Genomic DNA, 14,512 nt, shown 5'->3' with positions numbered 1-14,512 from the left:
CACATTCAGAGGAGGCAACCATGCCGAAAGCAATCTGGAACGGCGAAGTGATCGCCGAAGCGAACGACAATGAAGTACAGATCGTGGAAAACAACATCTACTTCCCGATCGACAAGGTGGCCGAGGAATACCTGCAGGAAAGCGAGCACACCACGGTGTGCCCGTGGAAAGGCAAGGCCAACTACTACCATTTGCAGGTGGACGGCAAGGTCAACGAAAACGCCGCCTGGTTCTACCGCCACCCGTCCGAGAAGGCCCAGCACATCAAGGACCACGTCGCCTTCTGGCACGGCGTGGAGGTGCAGCCCTAGTTGGACAACCTCACCCACACCGTCGTCGGCCTGGGCGTCGGCGAACTGGTGCAGCGCAGCCTGCCGGCCGAGCCGGACGAGGCAGGCCAGCGCACGCGGCACCGCCTGCTGCTGACGGCCTGCGGGGCCGCCAGCAATTTCCCCGACCTCGACCTGTTCCTGACCAGGCTGCTGCCCGATCCGCTCGGCTACCTGCTCAACCATCGCGGCCACACGCACACGCTGCTGTACGAACTGCCGCAGGCGCTGCTGTTGCTGGCCCTGCTGTGGATCTTGTGGCCCAAGGCGCGGGCGCTGCTGCGGCGCAGCCATCAGGCTCGGCTAGGGCTGGCCGCCGCCGTTGTGCTGGGCTTGCTGCTGCACATCGGCATGGATTTCTTGAACTCCTATGGCGTGCACCCTTTCTATCCCTTCGACGCGCGCTGGTTTTACGGCGACATGATCTTCATCGTCGAACCGCTGTTCTGGGTCGCGTTCGGCGTGCCGCTGATCATGGCGGTGGGCGCGCCGTGGCTGCGCTGGCCGATGCTGGCAGCACTGGCGGGCGCGCTGTGCTATTTCGCCTCGCGCGGCTACCTGGGCGCCGTGTCGCTGGCGGCCCTGCTGGTGCTGGGCGCCGGGCTGGCTGCATTGAAGAACGCGCGCCGCCGCAGCCGGTCCGCGATGGCGCTGGCGCTGTTGCTCAGCGTCGCCTTCGTCGCGGTGCAGGGCGTGGCCAGCGGCCTGGGGCGGCAGCGCGTGCTGGCGGCGCTGCAGGCGGCCGATCCGCAGGCGCGCGTGCTCGACGTGGCGATGACGGCGTTCCCGGCGCAGCCGCTGTGCTGGGTATTCGTATCGGTGGAAAGCAAGGAGGCGGCGGACAGCTACCGCCTGCGGCGCGGGCTGCTCAGCCTGGCGCCGGACTGGCTGCCGCCGCAGCAGTGCCCGTCCGGCCTGCTCGATCCGCCGCCGCACGGCAACGCCGTGCCCGGCATCGAGCTGTACGCACAGGCGGGTGGCAGCCTGGCCGAGTTGCGGCGCCTGCGCGACGGCAACTGCTGGTTCGCCGCCTGGCTGCGTTTCGCGCGCATGCCGGCGCTGGTGGACGGCGTCGCCAGCGACATGCGCTTCTCCACCGTCCCGCGCGGCAACTTCACGACGCTCGATGTCGCCGAATCCGCCGGCCGCGCCTGTCCCGCCGGCATCCCGCAATGGACCCCGCCGCGCGCCGACTTGCTGGCCCGCTAGCGCTCGCGCCAAATCGGCAGTCCCGTGGTCCGCTCGCGTTAAAGTGCATCGTCTGCCGGGGAGCGCTATGATGGCGCGAAACCAACACTGCCTGCCACGACGATGACGCCTACCGAACCTCCTCATGCAGCCCCCGCGCCGGCGAACGCGTCGGCGGATCCGCACCAGCGCTACGGCAAGCCGGACGGCGGCTGGCGCGCGCGGCTGTACGCTGCCATCTTCGAGTCCGATACCCACGCCGGGCGGCTGTTCGATCTGGTGCTGATAGGCGCCATCGTGCTGAGCGTGGTCGTGGTGGTGCTGTCGAGCATGGAACCGGTGGCGCGCGAGCATGGCACGCCGCTGAAGGCCTTCGAGTGGTTCTTCACGCTGCTGTTCACGGTGGAGTACGCCGGCCGCCTGCTGTGCGTGCGACGTCCACTGCGCTATGCGCGCAGCTTCTTCGGCGTGATCGACCTGCTGGCCGTGCTGCCCAGCTACGCGGCGCTGCTGGTGCCGGGCGCGCACGTGCTGCTCGACATCCGCATTCTGCGCCTGCTGCGCATGTTCCGCATCCTCAAGCTCACCCTCTACATCCAGGAATACAGCATGCTGGGCCGCGCGCTGATGGCGAGCCGGCGCAAGATCCTGGTGTTCCTGTCGGTGGTGATGATGGTGGTGCTCCTGCTGGGCACGGTGATGTACCTGGTCGAAGGGCCGCGGCACGGCTACACCAGCATCCCCACCGCCGTCTACTGGGCCATCAGCACCGTGACCACGGTCGGTTTCGGCGACCTGGTGCCGAAGACCGACCTGGGGCGCACCGTGGCGTCTTTCATGATGCTGCTGGGCTGGGGCATTCTCGCGGTGCCGACCGGCATCATCAGTTCGGAAATCACGCACCAGCGCAGCACCGGCTACGCGCCGCTGCGCCGCTGCCCGGCCTGCAGCGCGGAAGGGCACGAGCTGCTGGCGCGGTTTTGCAAGAACTGCGGCGCCGCGCTGCCCGCCGCGCCGTCGTCGCCGGCCCCGCAGGCCTAGCCTGCGCGCAGCCAGTGCTGAGCCAGCGAAAGTATGGGAATGCGGCTCAGCTCGACTCGGGACGAGGGCCGTCAGGCGCCGCCGGCGTAGCCGTTTTGGCGCCAGGCTTCGAACACGACCACGGCGACCGTGTTCGACAGGTTGAGGCTGCGGTTGTCGGGCCGCATGGGGAGGCGGATGCGCTGGGCTTCGGGGAAGCGGTTGCGCAAGGCCGGGTCCAGGCCGCGCGTCTCGGAACCGAACACGAAGTAGTCGCCGGGCTGGAAGCGGCACGCGCCGAACGGCGCGGAACCGTGCGTCGTCATCGCGTACATGCGCGCCGGCTCGGGCTGCTGGTCGACCAGGAAGTCGTCCCAGCTTTTGTGCACTTTCATGCTGGCGTATTCGTGGTAGTCCAGGCCGGCCCGCTTGAGCTTGCTGTCTTCGAGCGGGAAGCCGAGCGGTTCGATCAGGTGCAGCTGGGCGCCGGTGTTGGCGCACAGGCGGATCACATTGCCGGTGTTGGGCGGGATTTCGGGGTTGACGAGTACGACGTGGAACACTGCTTGCTCTCCTGTTGTTAATTTAATGCGGCGGCGTGCGCGCGAACACCAGGCAGGTGACGCGCGCGGCGCCGTAGCGCTTGAACGTGGCGGCCAGTTCGCCCAGCGTTTGGCCGCTGGTCATGACGTCGTCGACAATGCCGACGTGGCGCCCGGCCACCAGCGCGCCGTCCGGCACCGTGAAGGCGTGCGCGATGTTGGCGTGCCGCGCGGACGGCTGCACCAGGCTTTGCGCCACCGTGTCGTGCACGCGCGCGGCCAGGCGCGGCTGCAGCCCGATGTCCAGCCGGCGCGACACAATCCGCGCAATCTCCAGCGCCTGGTTGAAGCCGCGTTCGGCCAGCCGCCGCGGTCCCAGCGGCACGGGACAGAGCAGGGCGGGGCGGACCAAGCCCGGCGTCGCCAGCGCGGCGTCCGCCAGCGCGCGGCCGAACAGCGCGGCCAGCGCCAAACGGCCGCCGAATTTCAGTTGCAGCACCAACTGGTCCACCGGCATCGCGTAGTCGGTGGCGGTCACTGTGGCGTCAAACGCTGGCGGGTGTGCCAGGCAGCGGCCGCACAGGACGAAGGTGCCAGCGCTACCGTCAGCGCCGCCACCAGCGTCAGCACCGCCGCCGGCCCGGGCCCCGCCCGCTGCGCGCTGGCTGGCCGCCTCTTCCGAGGCGGCCGTGGCCGCTGCGCCACTGCCGGTCTGCGCTCTCGCTGCAAGCGACCCGTCGGCGCGGCTCGCGTGCCACGTGCCCGGCAAGGGATTGGCACACACACGGCAGCGCGCTTGCAAGCCAGCCGGCTCGCCGCCGAATACCTGCTCGTGGCATTCCCGGCAAGTCTGCCCGCTGCCGGCCGCGCCGCCGCACAGCACGCAGGCGCCCGGCAGCAGCGCGTCGGGCAGGCGCGCGGCGGCCCGGGCGCTTGCCTGCATTGCGCGTACCAGCGTGGGCAACAGGGGCGGCAGGCCGGTCGGCATCGCGTTTTCCCTTAACCATGTAAACTGCCGCCATTATCTCACCCATCCGACCGCGAGTCCGACCGATCATGCAAGTTCCCGCCAAGCCGCCTAAATTGAGCGCGCCCATCGACATCGAGCGCGTGCGCGCGCTGTTCGCCCGCCCCGAGCGCGCCGCGCCGTCCGACTTCCTGCGCCGCGAGATCTCGTCGCGCATGCAGGACCGTTTGCAACTGGTCAAGATCGTGCCGCGCCGCGTGCTCGACGCCGGCTGCGGCGAAGGCGCCGATTTGCCGGTATTGCAAAAATTGTATGCCGCCGCGCAAGTGCTGGGCGTGGACGCGTCCGAGCCGATGGCGCGCACGGCGCGCGGACCGGCGGCCAGGCCGGGCGGCCTGAACCAGCTGATCAGCAAGCTGTTGCCGTCGAAAGCCGGCGTCGACCTGCTGTGCGGCGATTTCGCCGACCTGCCGCTGGCGCTGCACAGCGTGGACCTGGTCTGGTCCAACCTGGCGCTGCACTGGCATCCGCAGCCGGACCGCGTGTTCGCCGAGTGGCGCCGGGTGCTGCGGGTGGAGGGCTTGCTGATGTTCTCGTGCTTCGGCCCGGACACCTTCGCCGAAGTGCGCACCGCCTTCGCCGACGTCGACCTGTACCCGCACGCGCTGCCCTTTGTCGACATGCACGATTTCGGCGACCAGCTGGTCGAGGCCGGCTTTTCGACCCCGGTGCTCGACATGGAGAAGATCACGGTCACCTATGACACGCCGCAGGCCCTGCTGGCCGACGTGCGCGCCTGGGGCGGCAATCCGCTGGCGACCCGGCGCCAGGGTATGCTGGGCCGCGCGGCCCACGCCCGCCTGGTCGCCGGCCTGGAGCGCCAGCGCCGCCCGGACGGCAAGCTGGGCCTCACTTTCGAGGTGCTGTACGGCCATGCGTTCCGCCCGGCGCCGCGCACCACCAGCCAGGGCGAGTCGATTATCCGCTTCGATTTGCCGCGCAAGCCTAATAAATAGGCAGCGATAACTGGAATATGGCTGCGCGTATGTGGCAAATAACGTCAAACCACTGTCGTTTGACCTTGCGTAACAGATAATTTCCTTGATGCCCTTAGGGGTGTTGACTATAATCCTTGACTAATTTTGCCATCATTTCGCCCAGAGAAAGTACGACTCAAGTACTGCTGAGCGGGGAGATTTGGGTGTTGTAGCGTACGGCGGCTATTCAGAACATCGGACGGCTGCCTTTAAAAATATTTTTATTTCTTGGGTGGTTGGGGAAAACATGAAACATGCAAAGCGATTTCAATCGTTGATGCTCGCGCTGTCGATGACAGCCGCCGCAGTCCCGTCCTGGGCGGCGGAGACGGCTGCAGCGGCCACGGAATACTCGAAGGCGACCGGCGGTACCGGCGGCCCGGTCGTCGGCCAGCTGAACCTGCAGCCTCCTGCAACGGCGATCGCGACCGAAATCTACGACCTGCACAACCTGATGATGATCATCTGCCTGGTGATCTTCGTCGCCGTGTTCGGCGTGATGTTCTACTCCATCCTCAAGCACCGCAAATCGCTGGGCCACAAGTCGGCGTCCTTCCACGAGTCGACCGCGGTCGAAATCGCCTGGACCGTGGTGCCTTTCCTGATCGTCATCGGCATGGCGCTGCCGGCGACCAAGACCGTGGTGGCCATGAAGGACACCTCGAACGCCGACATCACCATCAAAGCCACCGGCATGCAGTGGAAATGGGGCTACGACTACCTGAAGGGCGAGGGCGAGGGCATCAACTTCGTGTCCAACCTGTCCACCCCGCGCGCGCAAGTGGGCGAGCCGGGCACCGCGCCGACCCAGGCGCGCGGCGAGCACTACCTGCTCGAAGTCGACAACGAAGTGGTGGTGCCGGTCAATAAGAAGATCCGCATCGTCACCACCGCCAACGACGTGATCCACGCCTGGATGATCCCGGCCTTCGGCGTCAAGCAGGATGCCATCCCCGGCTTCGTGCGCGACACCTGGTTCCGCGCCCAGTACACCGGCGTCTACCGCGGCGCGTGCGCCGAGCTGTGCGGCAAAGAGCACGCCTTCATGCCTATCGTCGTGCGCGTCGTCACTGCCGAGGAGTACACTGCCTGGGCCGACAAGAAGAAAAAGGAACTGGCCGCGCTGGCCGACGATCCGAGCAAAACCTGGACCATCGACGAGCTGAAAACCAAGGGCGAGAAGGTCTACGCCGCCAATTGCGCGGTCTGCCACCAGGCGAACGGCAAGGGCGTGCCGGGCGCGTTCGCGGCGCTGGACGCGTCGGAGACGGTCAACGGTCCGAAAGCCGGGCAAATCAACGTGCTGCTGCATGGTAAGAAGAGCGGTAAGTTCCCAGCCGAAATGCCGGCCTGGAAACAACTGTCGGACACCGACATTGCGGCTGTGATCACGTACACCCGCAACAGCTGGTCGAACAAGCCGGCCGAAAACATCGTTCAACCGGCCGAAGTCCTGGCTGCACGCAAGTAATTAGGAGTTGCACATTATGAGCACCACTGTCGATCACGCACACGATCACGCCCATGGCCACGACCATGGCCATGACGACCACGCACACGACCATCCAAGCGGCTACCGCCGCTGGCTGTTCGCCACCAACCACAAGGATATCGGCACGCTGTACCTGTGGTTCTCCTTCATCATGCTGCTGTCCGGCGGCGTGCTGGCGCTGATGATACGCACCGAGCTGTTCCAGCCCGGCCTGCAGTTCTTCCAGCCCGAGTTCTTCAACCAGCTCACCACCATGCACGGCCTGGTGATGGTGTTCGGCGCCATCATGCCGGCCTTCGTCGGCTACGCCAACTGGATGATCCCGCTGCAAGTGGGCGCCTCCGACATGGCCTTCGCGCGCATGAACAACTTCTCGTTCTGGCTGCTGCCGCCTGCGGCGCTGCTGCTGGCCGGTTCCTTCTTCGTGCCGGGCGGCGCCACCGCCGCCGGCTGGACGCTGTACGCGCCGCTGTCGACCCAGATGGGACCCGGCATGGACATGGGTATTTTCGCCATGCACATCATGGGCGCCTCGTCGATCATGGGTTCGATCAACATCATCGTCACCATCCTGAACATGCGCGCGCCCGGCATGACCCTGATGAAGATGCCGATGTTCTGCTGGACCTGGCTGATCACCGCCTACCTGCTGATCGCCGTGATGCCGGTGCTCGCCGGCGCCATCACCATGACGCTGACCGACCGCCACTTCGGCACTTCGTTCTTCAACGCCGCCGGCGGCGGCGACCCGGTCATGTACCAGCACATTTTCTGGTTCTTCGGCCACCCCGAGGTCTACATCATGATTCTGCCGGCCTTCGGCATCGTGTCGCAGATCATCCCGGCCTTCGCCCGCAAAACCCTGTTCGGCTACGCGTCGATGGTGTACGCCACCGCGTCGATCGCCATCCTGTCCTTCATCGTCTGGGCGCACCACATGTTCACCACCGGCATGCCGGTGACCTCGCAGCTGTTCTTCATGTACGCCACCATGCTGATCGCGGTGCCGACCGGCGTGAAAGTGTTCAACTGGATCGCCACCATGTGGAAGGGTTCGATGACCTTCGAAACCCCGATGCTGTTCGCCGTGGGCTTCATCTTCGTGTTCACCATCGGCGGCTTCACCGGCCTGATCCTGGCAGTGACCCCGATCGACATCCAGCTGCAGGACACCTACTACGTGGTGGCGCACTTCCACTACGTGCTGGTGGCCGGTTCGCTGTTCGCGCTGTTCGCCGGTTTCTACTACTGGGGTCCGAAGTGGACTGGCCACATGTACAACGAAACCATGGGCAAAACGCACTTCTGGCTGTCGCTGATCACCTTCAACGTCACCTTCTTCCCGATGCACTTCCTGGGCCTGGCCGGCATGCCGCGCCGCTACGCCGACTACTCGGCGCAGTTCACCGACTTCAACGCGATCGCCACCATCGGCGCTTTCGGTTTCGGCCTGAGCCAGGTGTTCTTCCTGTTCTTCGTGGTGCTGCCGACCATCCGCGGCGGCAAGCCTGCGGGCGACAAGCCATGGGAAGGCGCCGAGGGCCTGGAGTGGACCGTGCCGTCGCCGGCGCCGTTCCACACCTTCGAAACGCCGCCGACCGTGAAGTAAAGAGCTGCCATGTCCAACCCCAAGAAGCAAAGCAACCTGAAGCTGGCGCTGACGCTGGCCTCGATCGCGCTGGTGTTTTTCGTGTCCGTGTTCGTCAAGCGCGGCTGGATGTGACGTGAGCGCCAAGGCCGAAAACCTGCGCATGCTGCGCAAGCTGATCATCATCGCGGTGATGATGTTCGGCTTCGGCTACCTGCTGATCCCGGTATACAAGCATATTTGCGAAGTACTCGGGATTAACATGCTGACGCAGAAGGACGGCACGGTCACGCTGGATCCGAAGAACACCCAGGTGGACACGAGCCGCCTGGTGACGGTGGAGCTGGACAGCAATGCGCACGGACCGTGGCGTTTCCGCGCCACCCAGCGCAGCGTCCAGGTCCATCCGGGCGAGCTGGCCACGGTGGTGTACGAAGTGGTCAACACGCAGCCGCGCACGGTGAACGCGCAGGCGATCCCGAGCTACGCGCCGAACAACGTCACGCCCTACTTCAAGAAGGTGGAATGCTTCTGCTTCAAGCAGCAGACCATGAAGGCGAACGAGGCGCGGCAGATGCCGGTGGTGTTCTTCATCGACCCCGCCTTGCCGAAGGATGTGAAGACGATCACCTTGTCCTACACCTTCTTCGAGATCGCAGGACTGGACAAGACGGCTTCCAACTAGGGGCGCGCAATGGAAGAGAAAAAGCAAACGGCTTCTTTCATGTATTCGATGAAAGCGGTGATCTGGTCGTTCTTCGGCCTGCGCCGGAAGAGCGATTTCGACCAGGACGAGGCGAAGCTGAATCCGGTCCACGTGATCATCGCGGCCCTGATCGGCGTCGCGCTGTTCATCGGCTTGCTGATAACAATAGTGAAGTTCGTAGTTTCAAAGTAATTATCTAGGTACATAGGAGATGAAGATGAGTTCACATAACGCGGCACCGTATTACTTCGTGCCAGGTCCGTCCAGGTGGCCTATGCTGGCCGGCATTTCCATGCTCATCACCATGATAGGCGCGTCGGCCTGGGTCAACGACGCTTCGTGGGGCCCGTCCGTCAACCTGGCCGGCATCGTGGGCATGCTGGCCGTGCTGTATTTCTGGTTCGGCGACGCCATCAAGGAATCCGAAGGCGGCTTGTACAGCCGGCGCATCGACCACTCCTACCGCTGGTCGATGGGCTGGTTCATCTTCTCGGAGGTGATGTTCTTCGGCGCCTTCTTCGGCGCGCTGTTCTACGCCCGCACCATCACGCTGCCATGGCTGGGCGACCTGGACCATAAATTCATCTGGCCGGACTTCGCGGCGCGCTGGGGCGACACCCCGGCCGGCGTGGTGGAGCCGTTCACCGCCATGGGCCCGTTCCCCATCCCGACCATCAACACCGCGCTGCTGCTGACCTCCGGCCTGACCCTGACCATCGCCCACCATGCGCTGATCGCCGGCAAGCGCGCCAAGACCGTCGGCTGGCTGGCCGCCACCGTGCTGCTGGGCGCGGTGTTCATGTGCTTCCAGGTGTACGAATACATGCACGCGTACAGCGAACTGAACCTGAAGCTGAGCTCGGGCATCTACGGCTCCACCTTCTTCCTGCTGACCGGCTTCCACGGCTTCCACGTGACCATGGGCGCCATCATGCTGGCGGTGGTGATGGTGCGCGTCATGAAGGGCCACTTCACGCCGGAACACCACTTCGCCTTCGAAGGCGCGGCCTGGTACTGGCACTTTGTGGACGTGGTCTGGCTCGGCCTGTACATCGTCGTCTACTGGCTGTAAGCGGTATAATTTGCGGCAGCCGATACTGCCGCAAAACGAAAAAGCCGTACGCAGGTTGAACCCGCGTACGGCTTTTTTCTGCGCGTAAGCCGCCGGCGCTAGCGGATGCCGGTGGGCTGGATATAGCCCAGCTTGTGGCCGATCAGGATCAGCACGAACAGGGCGATCGAGAAGCCGACGCGCAGGGCCAGCGAGCGCACCATGCGCTGGTCGTTCTTGCCCTTTTGGCGCATCATGTAGTACAGGGCCGAGCCCAGGCTGGCCAGGATCAGGATGAAGGCAATGGCAACGAGGATTTTCATGTTATCTGCAGCAGCGCATGTCAGGGTAGAGGCACCATTGTAATGGCCTTCCGCTTCAAATGGGTTCCCTTCGCGGCCACCGTTCTGCTGGTGGCGCTGGGCGTGTCGCTCGGCCAGTGGCAGGACCGCCGCGCCGCCGAAAAGACCGCCACCGAGGCCCGCCTGCAGGCCGGTGGCGCGGCGGCGCCGCTGCTGCTGGGCGCAGCCGCCGTGCCGGCCGCCGAAGCCGAGTTCCGCCGCGTGCGCGTCACTGGCGAATTCGTCGCGGGCTGGCCGCTGTACCTGGAGAACCGCCCCTACAAGAACGGCACCGGCTTTTACCTGCTGATGCCGTTCAGGATCGCCGGATCGGAGCAGCACGTGCTGGTGGCGCGCGGCTGGCTGCCGCGCAATATGGCGCAGCGCGAGCAGATTGCGCCGTATGGCACGCCGCCCGGCACGGTCACGCTCGAAGGCGTGGTGCGCCGCAATCCGGGCCATGTGTACCAGCTGGGCAGCGCGCCCGCGCTCAAGCCCCACGCCATCGTGCAGAACGCGGGCGTGGAGGAGGTGGCCGCCGCCAGCGGCTTGCGCATGCAGCCTTTCATCATCGAGCAAACGGCGCCCGCAGGCGCGGGCGACACCGGCCTGGTGCAGGACTGGCCGGCGCCCGCGACGGGCGTGGACAAACATCGCGGTTACGCTTTCCAGTGGTATGCACTGGCGGTGATGGCCGCTCTCTTTTTCGTCGTAACGGGATTCAGGCGTGGAAACAATCGTGGAAAATAAGCCGGAACGAAACCAGTCGGAAACAAAGCAGCGTGCCAGCGGCCGCTGGAAACTGATGGTGGTGCTGGCCGTGTGCGCGGCGCCGCTGGTCGCGTCGTACTTCACCTATTACGTGGTCAAGCCGGGAGGGCGCACCAACTACGGCGCGCTGATCGACCCGCGCAATTACCCGATACCGGCCATGGCCAGCACCACGCTGGACGGCAAGCCGGCCACGCTGGAGGCCTACAAGGGCAAGTGGATCATGCTCAAGGTGGGCGGCTCGGATTGCCAGCAAGCCTGCCAGGACCAGCTGTTCGCCATGCGCCAGCTGCGCACCATGCAAGGCAAGGAGATGGAGCGCATTGAGCGGGTGTGGCTGATCACCGACGAGCAGCCGCTGGAAACGGTGCTGCTGCGCGTAAACGACGGCACCCGCATGCTGCGCGCGCCGGCCGCCACGGTGGCCAAGTGGCTGCCGGTGGAGCAGGGCGGCGACGCCTCGCAGCACATCTACCTGATCGATCCGCTGGGCAACCTGATGATGCGCTTCCCGAAAGACCCGGACCCGTCCAAGGTCAAGAAGGACATCGGCAAGCTGCTCAAGGCTTCGGCCATCGGCTAGGGGCGCGCCATGCAAACCTCCTCGCTGGCCCAGCTGGCCGTCACCGGCCTGCTGGTGGCGCTGCTGCCGCTGTCCATGGTCTGGGTGTCGTCGGACGAGAACAAGTACCGCAAGCTGGTCTGGATCAGCGTGTTCCTGACCTTCGACCTGATCGTGTTCGGCGCCTTCACGCGCCTGACCGACTCCGGCCTGGGCTGCCCGGACTGGCCGGGCTGCTACGGCCTGGCCAACCCCTTCCTGGCGCACGCCGAGATCAGCGCCGCCGAGGCGCTGCAGCCGAGCGGCCCGGTCACCGTGTTCAAGGCCTGGGTGGAGATGATCCACCGCTACCTGGCCATGGGCATCGGCGTGCTGATCGTGGCCATGATGGCGGTGGCGTGGCGCCAGCGGCTGAAGGCGGGCAAGGCTGGCGGCCCGTTTGCCAAGCCGGCCGCCAGGCCGGCCGCAAGCGCCGCCGCCGCCACCGGCCTGGCTGGCGGCGGCGCTACCTGGCAGGGCATCGCGCCCGGCGCCGCCGCCGCGCGCTGGGCTTATGCGCCCGGCTTGCCGACCGCGCTGTTCTTTTTCGTCTGCCTGCAGGGCGCATTCGGCGCCTGGACCGTCACGCTCAAGCTGCAGCCCGTCATCGTCACCATGCATCTGCTGCTGGGCATGGGCCTGCTGGCCATGCTGGCGTGGTTCGGCTGCCGCCAGGACACCGTGCACCAGGCCATCACGGGCGCATCCGCCGTACCGCCTGCCGTCGCGTTTCCCGTCACGCCTGCCGTGCCGCATTCCGCCGCACCGGCAGCCGCCCGCGCCGCGCCGCTGCCGGTGCTGCGCGCGGTCCGCTGGCTGGCTCTGGCGTCCGGCGCGGCGCTGCTGGTCCAGCTTGCGCTGGGCGGGTGGGTGAGCACTAACTACGCCACGCTGGCGTGTACCGAGTTCCCGCTGTGCGGCGGCAAAGTGGTGCCCGAGATGGACTTCGAACACGGTTTCCACCTGTGGCGCGAGCTGGGCAAGACCGCCGCCGGCCACTATCTGCCGTTTTCCGCGCTGACCGCCATCCACTGGGTGCACCGCAACTTCGCCTTCGTGGTGGCGGCGCTGGCCGGCTGCACCGCCTGGCAAGCCTGGAACCTGGCCGGCATGGCAAGGCTGGCGCGCGGCGTGGCCGCCGTGCTGACCTTGCAGATGGCCAGCGGCCTGGCCACCATCTACCTCAGCTTCCCGCTGGCGGTCGCCGTGCTGCATAACGCCGGCGCGGCCCTGCTGGTGCTCTTGCTGACCATGTTAAACTATAGGGCTAAGCACCAATTCGACACGGCCCAGTACAGCGAAACCGGCGTATCGCGTTCGGAATCCGCTACTGTGCCAGCCAGACACCACCAATGACGACCCAAACCGCACTACACAAACCGACCAACCGCATCGCACAGTACTGGGCGCTGACCAAGCCGCGCGTGACGCAACTGGCGGTGTTCTGCGCCGTGATCGGCATGTTCCTGGCCACCGACGACCTGCCCGACTGGCGCGTGGTGGTGGCCGCCACCGCCGGCATCTGGCTGCTCGCCGGCGCCGCCTTCGCGGTCAACTGCCTGGCCGAACGGGAGATCGACGCGCGCATGGCGCGCACCGCCCGCCGCCCGATGGCGCAGGGCGAAATCAGCGTGGCCCAGACGGCCGTGTTCTCCACCGTGATCGGCGGTGCGGGCATGTGGATACTGTACGCGCTGGTGAACCCGCTCACCATGTGGCTGACCCTCGTCACCTTCGTCGGCTACGCGGTCATCTACACCATGATATTGAAACCGGCCACGCCGCAGAACATCGTCATCGGGGGCCTGTCCGGCGCCATGCCGCCCGCGCTGGGCTGGGCCGCCGTGGCCAACGACGTGCCGATGCAAGCCTGGCTGCTGGTGATGATCATCTTCATCTGGACCCCGCCGCACTTCTGGGCGCTGGCCATGTACCGCCGCGACGACTACGCCAAATCCGGCCTGCCGATGTTGCCCGTCACGCACGGCATGACCTTCACCGGCTTCCACGTCTGGCTGTATTCTATCGCCCTGGCCGCCACGACCTTGCTGCCGTTCGCGGTCAAGATGAGCGGCTTGATCTACCTGGTGAGCGCGGTGGCGCTGAACGTGGTGTTCCTGTGGCACAGCTGGCGCGTCCACCGCCACTACACCGACCTGGTGGCGCGCAAGGCGTTCACCTGGTCCATCATCTACCTGTCCCTGCTGTTCGCCGCGCTGCTGGTGGACCATTACGTGAAGATCTGAGCGACATGAAAAAACTGATTGCACTGCTGGGCATGACCCTGGCCCTGGCCTTGACCTTGACCGCCTGCCAGAAGGGCGCGCCCGGCTCCGGCCTGGCCTTCAAGAACACCGACCTGACGGGGCTGAGCTATGCGCAGGGCTTCACGCTGAACGACCACACCGGCAAGCAGGTCACGCTGGAGAGCTACAAGGGCAAGGCGGTGGTGGTCTTCTTCGGCTACACCCAGTGTCCGGACGTGTGCCCGACCACGATGGCCGAGATGGCCGGCGTGATGAAGGAGCTCGGCCCGCTGGCCGACCAGGTGCAGGTCCTGTTCATCACGCTCGACCCGGCGCGCGACACCAAGGAGCTGCTGGCCCAGTACGCGCCCACCTTCGATCCGCGCTTCGTCGGCCTGTACGGCACGGCCGAGCAGACCGCCGCCGTGGCCAAGGAGTTCAAGGTCATCTACAACAAGGTGGAAGGCAAGACGCCGGACAGCTACACCATCGACCACACCGCCGGCAGCTATGTGTTCGACAAGAACGGCAAGATCCGCCTGTTCGTGCGCCACGGCCAGGGCCCGGCCCCGATCGCGCACGACCTGAAGTTGCTTCTCTCCTGATATCGCCGCGCTCCTGACAGCGCTGCTT

General features: G+C 65.9%; 18 protein-coding genes. 15 read left to right on the top strand and 3 right to left on the bottom strand.

Translation table 11 applies throughout. The features are described from left to right. The first annotated feature begins 20 nt into the window (after nucleotides 1–20). The 3 genes from ACSQ8Y_RS19530 to ACSQ8Y_RS19520 all read left to right on the top strand — a co-directional run bounded on the left by ACSQ8Y_RS19530 (nucleotide 21) and on the right by ACSQ8Y_RS19520 (nucleotide 2,558). Complete coding sequence (locus ACSQ8Y_RS19530) at nucleotides 21–311, top strand: DUF427 domain-containing protein (protein WP_436268095.1); 291 nt, start codon at nucleotides 21–23, stop codon at nucleotides 309–311. Continuing rightward, entirely contained in the window at nucleotides 312–1,538 is a 1,227-nt protein-coding gene (locus ACSQ8Y_RS19525) for a metal-dependent hydrolase (RefSeq protein WP_436268094.1), read from the top strand. A 102-nt stretch (nucleotides 1,539–1,640) separates the two neighbouring features. Beyond that, nucleotides 1,641–2,558 (top strand): ion transporter, encoded by a 918-nt coding sequence (locus ACSQ8Y_RS19520; RefSeq protein WP_436268093.1) that lies wholly within the window; start codon nucleotides 1,641–1,643, stop codon nucleotides 2,556–2,558. Between the two features lie 71 nt (nucleotides 2,559–2,629). Here ACSQ8Y_RS19520 and trmL read toward each other — a convergent pair whose 3' ends face one another. Beyond that, entirely contained in the window at nucleotides 2,630–3,100 is a 471-nt protein-coding gene (gene trmL / locus ACSQ8Y_RS19515; protein ID WP_436268092.1) for a tRNA (uridine(34)/cytosine(34)/5-carboxymethylaminomethyluridine(34)-2'-O)-methyltransferase TrmL, read from the bottom strand. Nucleotides 3,101–3,122: 22 nt separating this feature from the next. Further along, complete coding sequence (locus ACSQ8Y_RS19510) at nucleotides 3,123–4,067, bottom strand: ComF family protein (protein WP_436268091.1); 945 nt, start codon at nucleotides 4,065–4,067, stop codon at nucleotides 3,123–3,125. 68 nt (nucleotides 4,068–4,135) lie between these two features. Between ACSQ8Y_RS19510 and ACSQ8Y_RS19505 the strand changes: the two genes are divergently transcribed. The 7 genes from ACSQ8Y_RS19505 (at nucleotide 4,136) to ACSQ8Y_RS19475 (ending at nucleotide 9,941) form a co-directional block, all read left to right on the top strand. Continuing rightward, a complete protein-coding gene (locus tag ACSQ8Y_RS19505; protein ID WP_436268090.1) occupies nucleotides 4,136–5,062 on the top strand; it encodes a methyltransferase domain-containing protein in 927 nt (308 codons plus the stop codon). 268 nt (nucleotides 5,063–5,330) lie between these two features. Further along, nucleotides 5,331–6,554, top strand: a complete 1,224-nt coding sequence (gene coxB / locus ACSQ8Y_RS19500) for a cytochrome c oxidase subunit II (protein ID WP_436268089.1) — start codon at nucleotides 5,331–5,333, stop codon at nucleotides 6,552–6,554. 16 nt (nucleotides 6,555–6,570) lie between these two features. Then, nucleotides 6,571–8,184, top strand: a complete 1,614-nt coding sequence (ctaD, locus tag ACSQ8Y_RS19495) for a cytochrome c oxidase subunit I (protein WP_436268088.1) — start codon at nucleotides 6,571–6,573, stop codon at nucleotides 8,182–8,184. Between the two features lie 9 nt (nucleotides 8,185–8,193). Next, complete coding sequence (locus ACSQ8Y_RS19490) at nucleotides 8,194–8,298, top strand: cytochrome oxidase small assembly protein (RefSeq protein ID WP_436268087.1); 105 nt, start codon at nucleotides 8,194–8,196, stop codon at nucleotides 8,296–8,298. Between the two features lies 1 nt (nucleotide 8,299). After that, the gene (locus tag ACSQ8Y_RS19485) at nucleotides 8,300–8,848 is read left to right on the top strand and encodes a cytochrome c oxidase assembly protein (protein WP_436268086.1); all 549 of its coding nucleotides are present in this window, start codon (nucleotides 8,300–8,302) and stop codon (nucleotides 8,846–8,848) included. A gap of 9 nt (nucleotides 8,849–8,857) precedes the next feature. Further along, complete coding sequence (locus ACSQ8Y_RS19480) at nucleotides 8,858–9,061, top strand: DUF2970 domain-containing protein (RefSeq protein ID WP_436268085.1); 204 nt, start codon at nucleotides 8,858–8,860, stop codon at nucleotides 9,059–9,061. Between the two features lie 25 nt (nucleotides 9,062–9,086). Continuing rightward, nucleotides 9,087–9,941, top strand: coding sequence for a cytochrome c oxidase subunit 3 (locus ACSQ8Y_RS19475; RefSeq protein WP_436268084.1), 855 nt, complete (start codon nucleotides 9,087–9,089; stop codon nucleotides 9,939–9,941). Nucleotides 9,942–10,039: 98 nt separating this feature from the next. On the opposite strand, the gene ACSQ8Y_RS19470 is transcribed toward ACSQ8Y_RS19475, so the two are convergent. After that, nucleotides 10,040–10,243, bottom strand: a complete 204-nt coding sequence (locus ACSQ8Y_RS19470) for a twin transmembrane helix small protein (RefSeq protein ID WP_436268083.1) — start codon at nucleotides 10,241–10,243, stop codon at nucleotides 10,040–10,042. A 36-nt stretch (nucleotides 10,244–10,279) separates the two neighbouring features. Here ACSQ8Y_RS19470 and ACSQ8Y_RS19465 point away from each other — a divergent pair, with 36 nt between their 5' ends. From ACSQ8Y_RS19465 to ACSQ8Y_RS19445, 5 genes are read left to right on the top strand one after another with little or no spacing between them, the layout of a single operon-like run. Beyond that, complete coding sequence (locus tag ACSQ8Y_RS19465; RefSeq protein WP_436269862.1) at nucleotides 10,280–11,011, top strand: SURF1 family protein; 732 nt, start codon at nucleotides 10,280–10,282, stop codon at nucleotides 11,009–11,011. Between the two features lie 55 nt (nucleotides 11,012–11,066). Then, a complete protein-coding gene (locus tag ACSQ8Y_RS19460) occupies nucleotides 11,067–11,615 on the top strand; it encodes an SCO family protein (protein ID WP_436269861.1) in 549 nt (182 codons plus the stop codon). A gap of 9 nt (nucleotides 11,616–11,624) precedes the next feature. Beyond that, on the top strand, nucleotides 11,625–12,989 hold the full coding sequence (locus tag ACSQ8Y_RS19455) for a COX15/CtaA family protein (RefSeq protein WP_436268082.1): 1,365 nt from the start codon (nucleotides 11,625–11,627) through the stop codon (nucleotides 12,987–12,989). After that, nucleotides 12,986–13,879 (top strand): heme o synthase, encoded by an 894-nt coding sequence (gene cyoE, locus ACSQ8Y_RS19450; RefSeq protein ID WP_436268081.1) that lies wholly within the window; start codon nucleotides 12,986–12,988, stop codon nucleotides 13,877–13,879. The genes ACSQ8Y_RS19455 and cyoE overlap by 4 nt, the downstream gene beginning before the upstream one ends. 5 nt (nucleotides 13,880–13,884) lie before the next feature. Next, nucleotides 13,885–14,484: an SCO family protein gene (locus ACSQ8Y_RS19445; RefSeq protein WP_436268080.1), complete on the top strand. Its 600-nt coding sequence runs from the start codon at nucleotides 13,885–13,887 to the stop codon at nucleotides 14,482–14,484. The last annotated feature ends 28 nt before the right edge of the window (nucleotides 14,485–14,512 follow it).

Origin of the sequence: Pseudoduganella sp. LjRoot289 (assembly GCF_964252925.1) — a bacterium.
GTDB lineage: Bacteria > Pseudomonadota > Gammaproteobacteria > Burkholderiales > Burkholderiaceae_D > Rugamonas.
The sequence above is the reverse complement of the archived record's forward strand: the minus strand, read 5'-3'. Positions and strand labels throughout refer to the sequence as shown.

Excerpts from the sequence above, each read along its gene's own strand:
- ACSQ8Y_RS19445 (WP_436268080.1), top strand. The coding sequence starts at position 13,885 with ATGAAAAAACTGATTGCACTGCTGGGCATGACCCTGGCCCTGGCCTTG.
- cyoE (WP_436268081.1), top strand. The coding sequence starts at position 12,986 with ATGACGACCCAAACCGCACTACACAAACCGACCAACCGCATCGCACAG.
- coxB (WP_436268089.1), top strand. The coding sequence starts at position 5,331 with ATGAAACATGCAAAGCGATTTCAATCGTTGATGCTCGCGCTGTCGATG.
- ACSQ8Y_RS19460 (WP_436269861.1), top strand. The coding sequence starts at position 11,067 with ATGGTGGTGCTGGCCGTGTGCGCGGCGCCGCTGGTCGCGTCGTACTTC.
- ACSQ8Y_RS19490 (WP_436268087.1), top strand. The coding sequence starts at position 8,194 with ATGTCCAACCCCAAGAAGCAAAGCAACCTGAAGCTGGCGCTGACGCTG.
- ACSQ8Y_RS19480 (WP_436268085.1), top strand. The coding sequence starts at position 8,858 with ATGGAAGAGAAAAAGCAAACGGCTTCTTTCATGTATTCGATGAAAGCG.
- ACSQ8Y_RS19530 (WP_436268095.1), top strand. The coding sequence starts at position 21 with ATGCCGAAAGCAATCTGGAACGGCGAAGTGATCGCCGAAGCGAACGAC.
- ACSQ8Y_RS19475 (WP_436268084.1), top strand. The coding sequence starts at position 9,087 with ATGAGTTCACATAACGCGGCACCGTATTACTTCGTGCCAGGTCCGTCC.
- ACSQ8Y_RS19455 (WP_436268082.1), top strand. The coding sequence starts at position 11,625 with ATGCAAACCTCCTCGCTGGCCCAGCTGGCCGTCACCGGCCTGCTGGTG.
- ctaD (WP_436268088.1), top strand. The coding sequence starts at position 6,571 with ATGAGCACCACTGTCGATCACGCACACGATCACGCCCATGGCCACGAC.
- ACSQ8Y_RS19510 (WP_436268091.1), bottom strand. The coding sequence starts at position 4,067 with ATGCCGACCGGCCTGCCGCCCCTGTTGCCCACGCTGGTACGCGCAATG.
- ACSQ8Y_RS19520 (WP_436268093.1), top strand. The coding sequence starts at position 1,641 with ATGACGCCTACCGAACCTCCTCATGCAGCCCCCGCGCCGGCGAACGCG.
- ACSQ8Y_RS19505 (WP_436268090.1), top strand. The coding sequence starts at position 4,136 with ATGCAAGTTCCCGCCAAGCCGCCTAAATTGAGCGCGCCCATCGACATC.
- ACSQ8Y_RS19470 (WP_436268083.1), bottom strand. The coding sequence starts at position 10,243 with ATGAAAATCCTCGTTGCCATTGCCTTCATCCTGATCCTGGCCAGCCTG.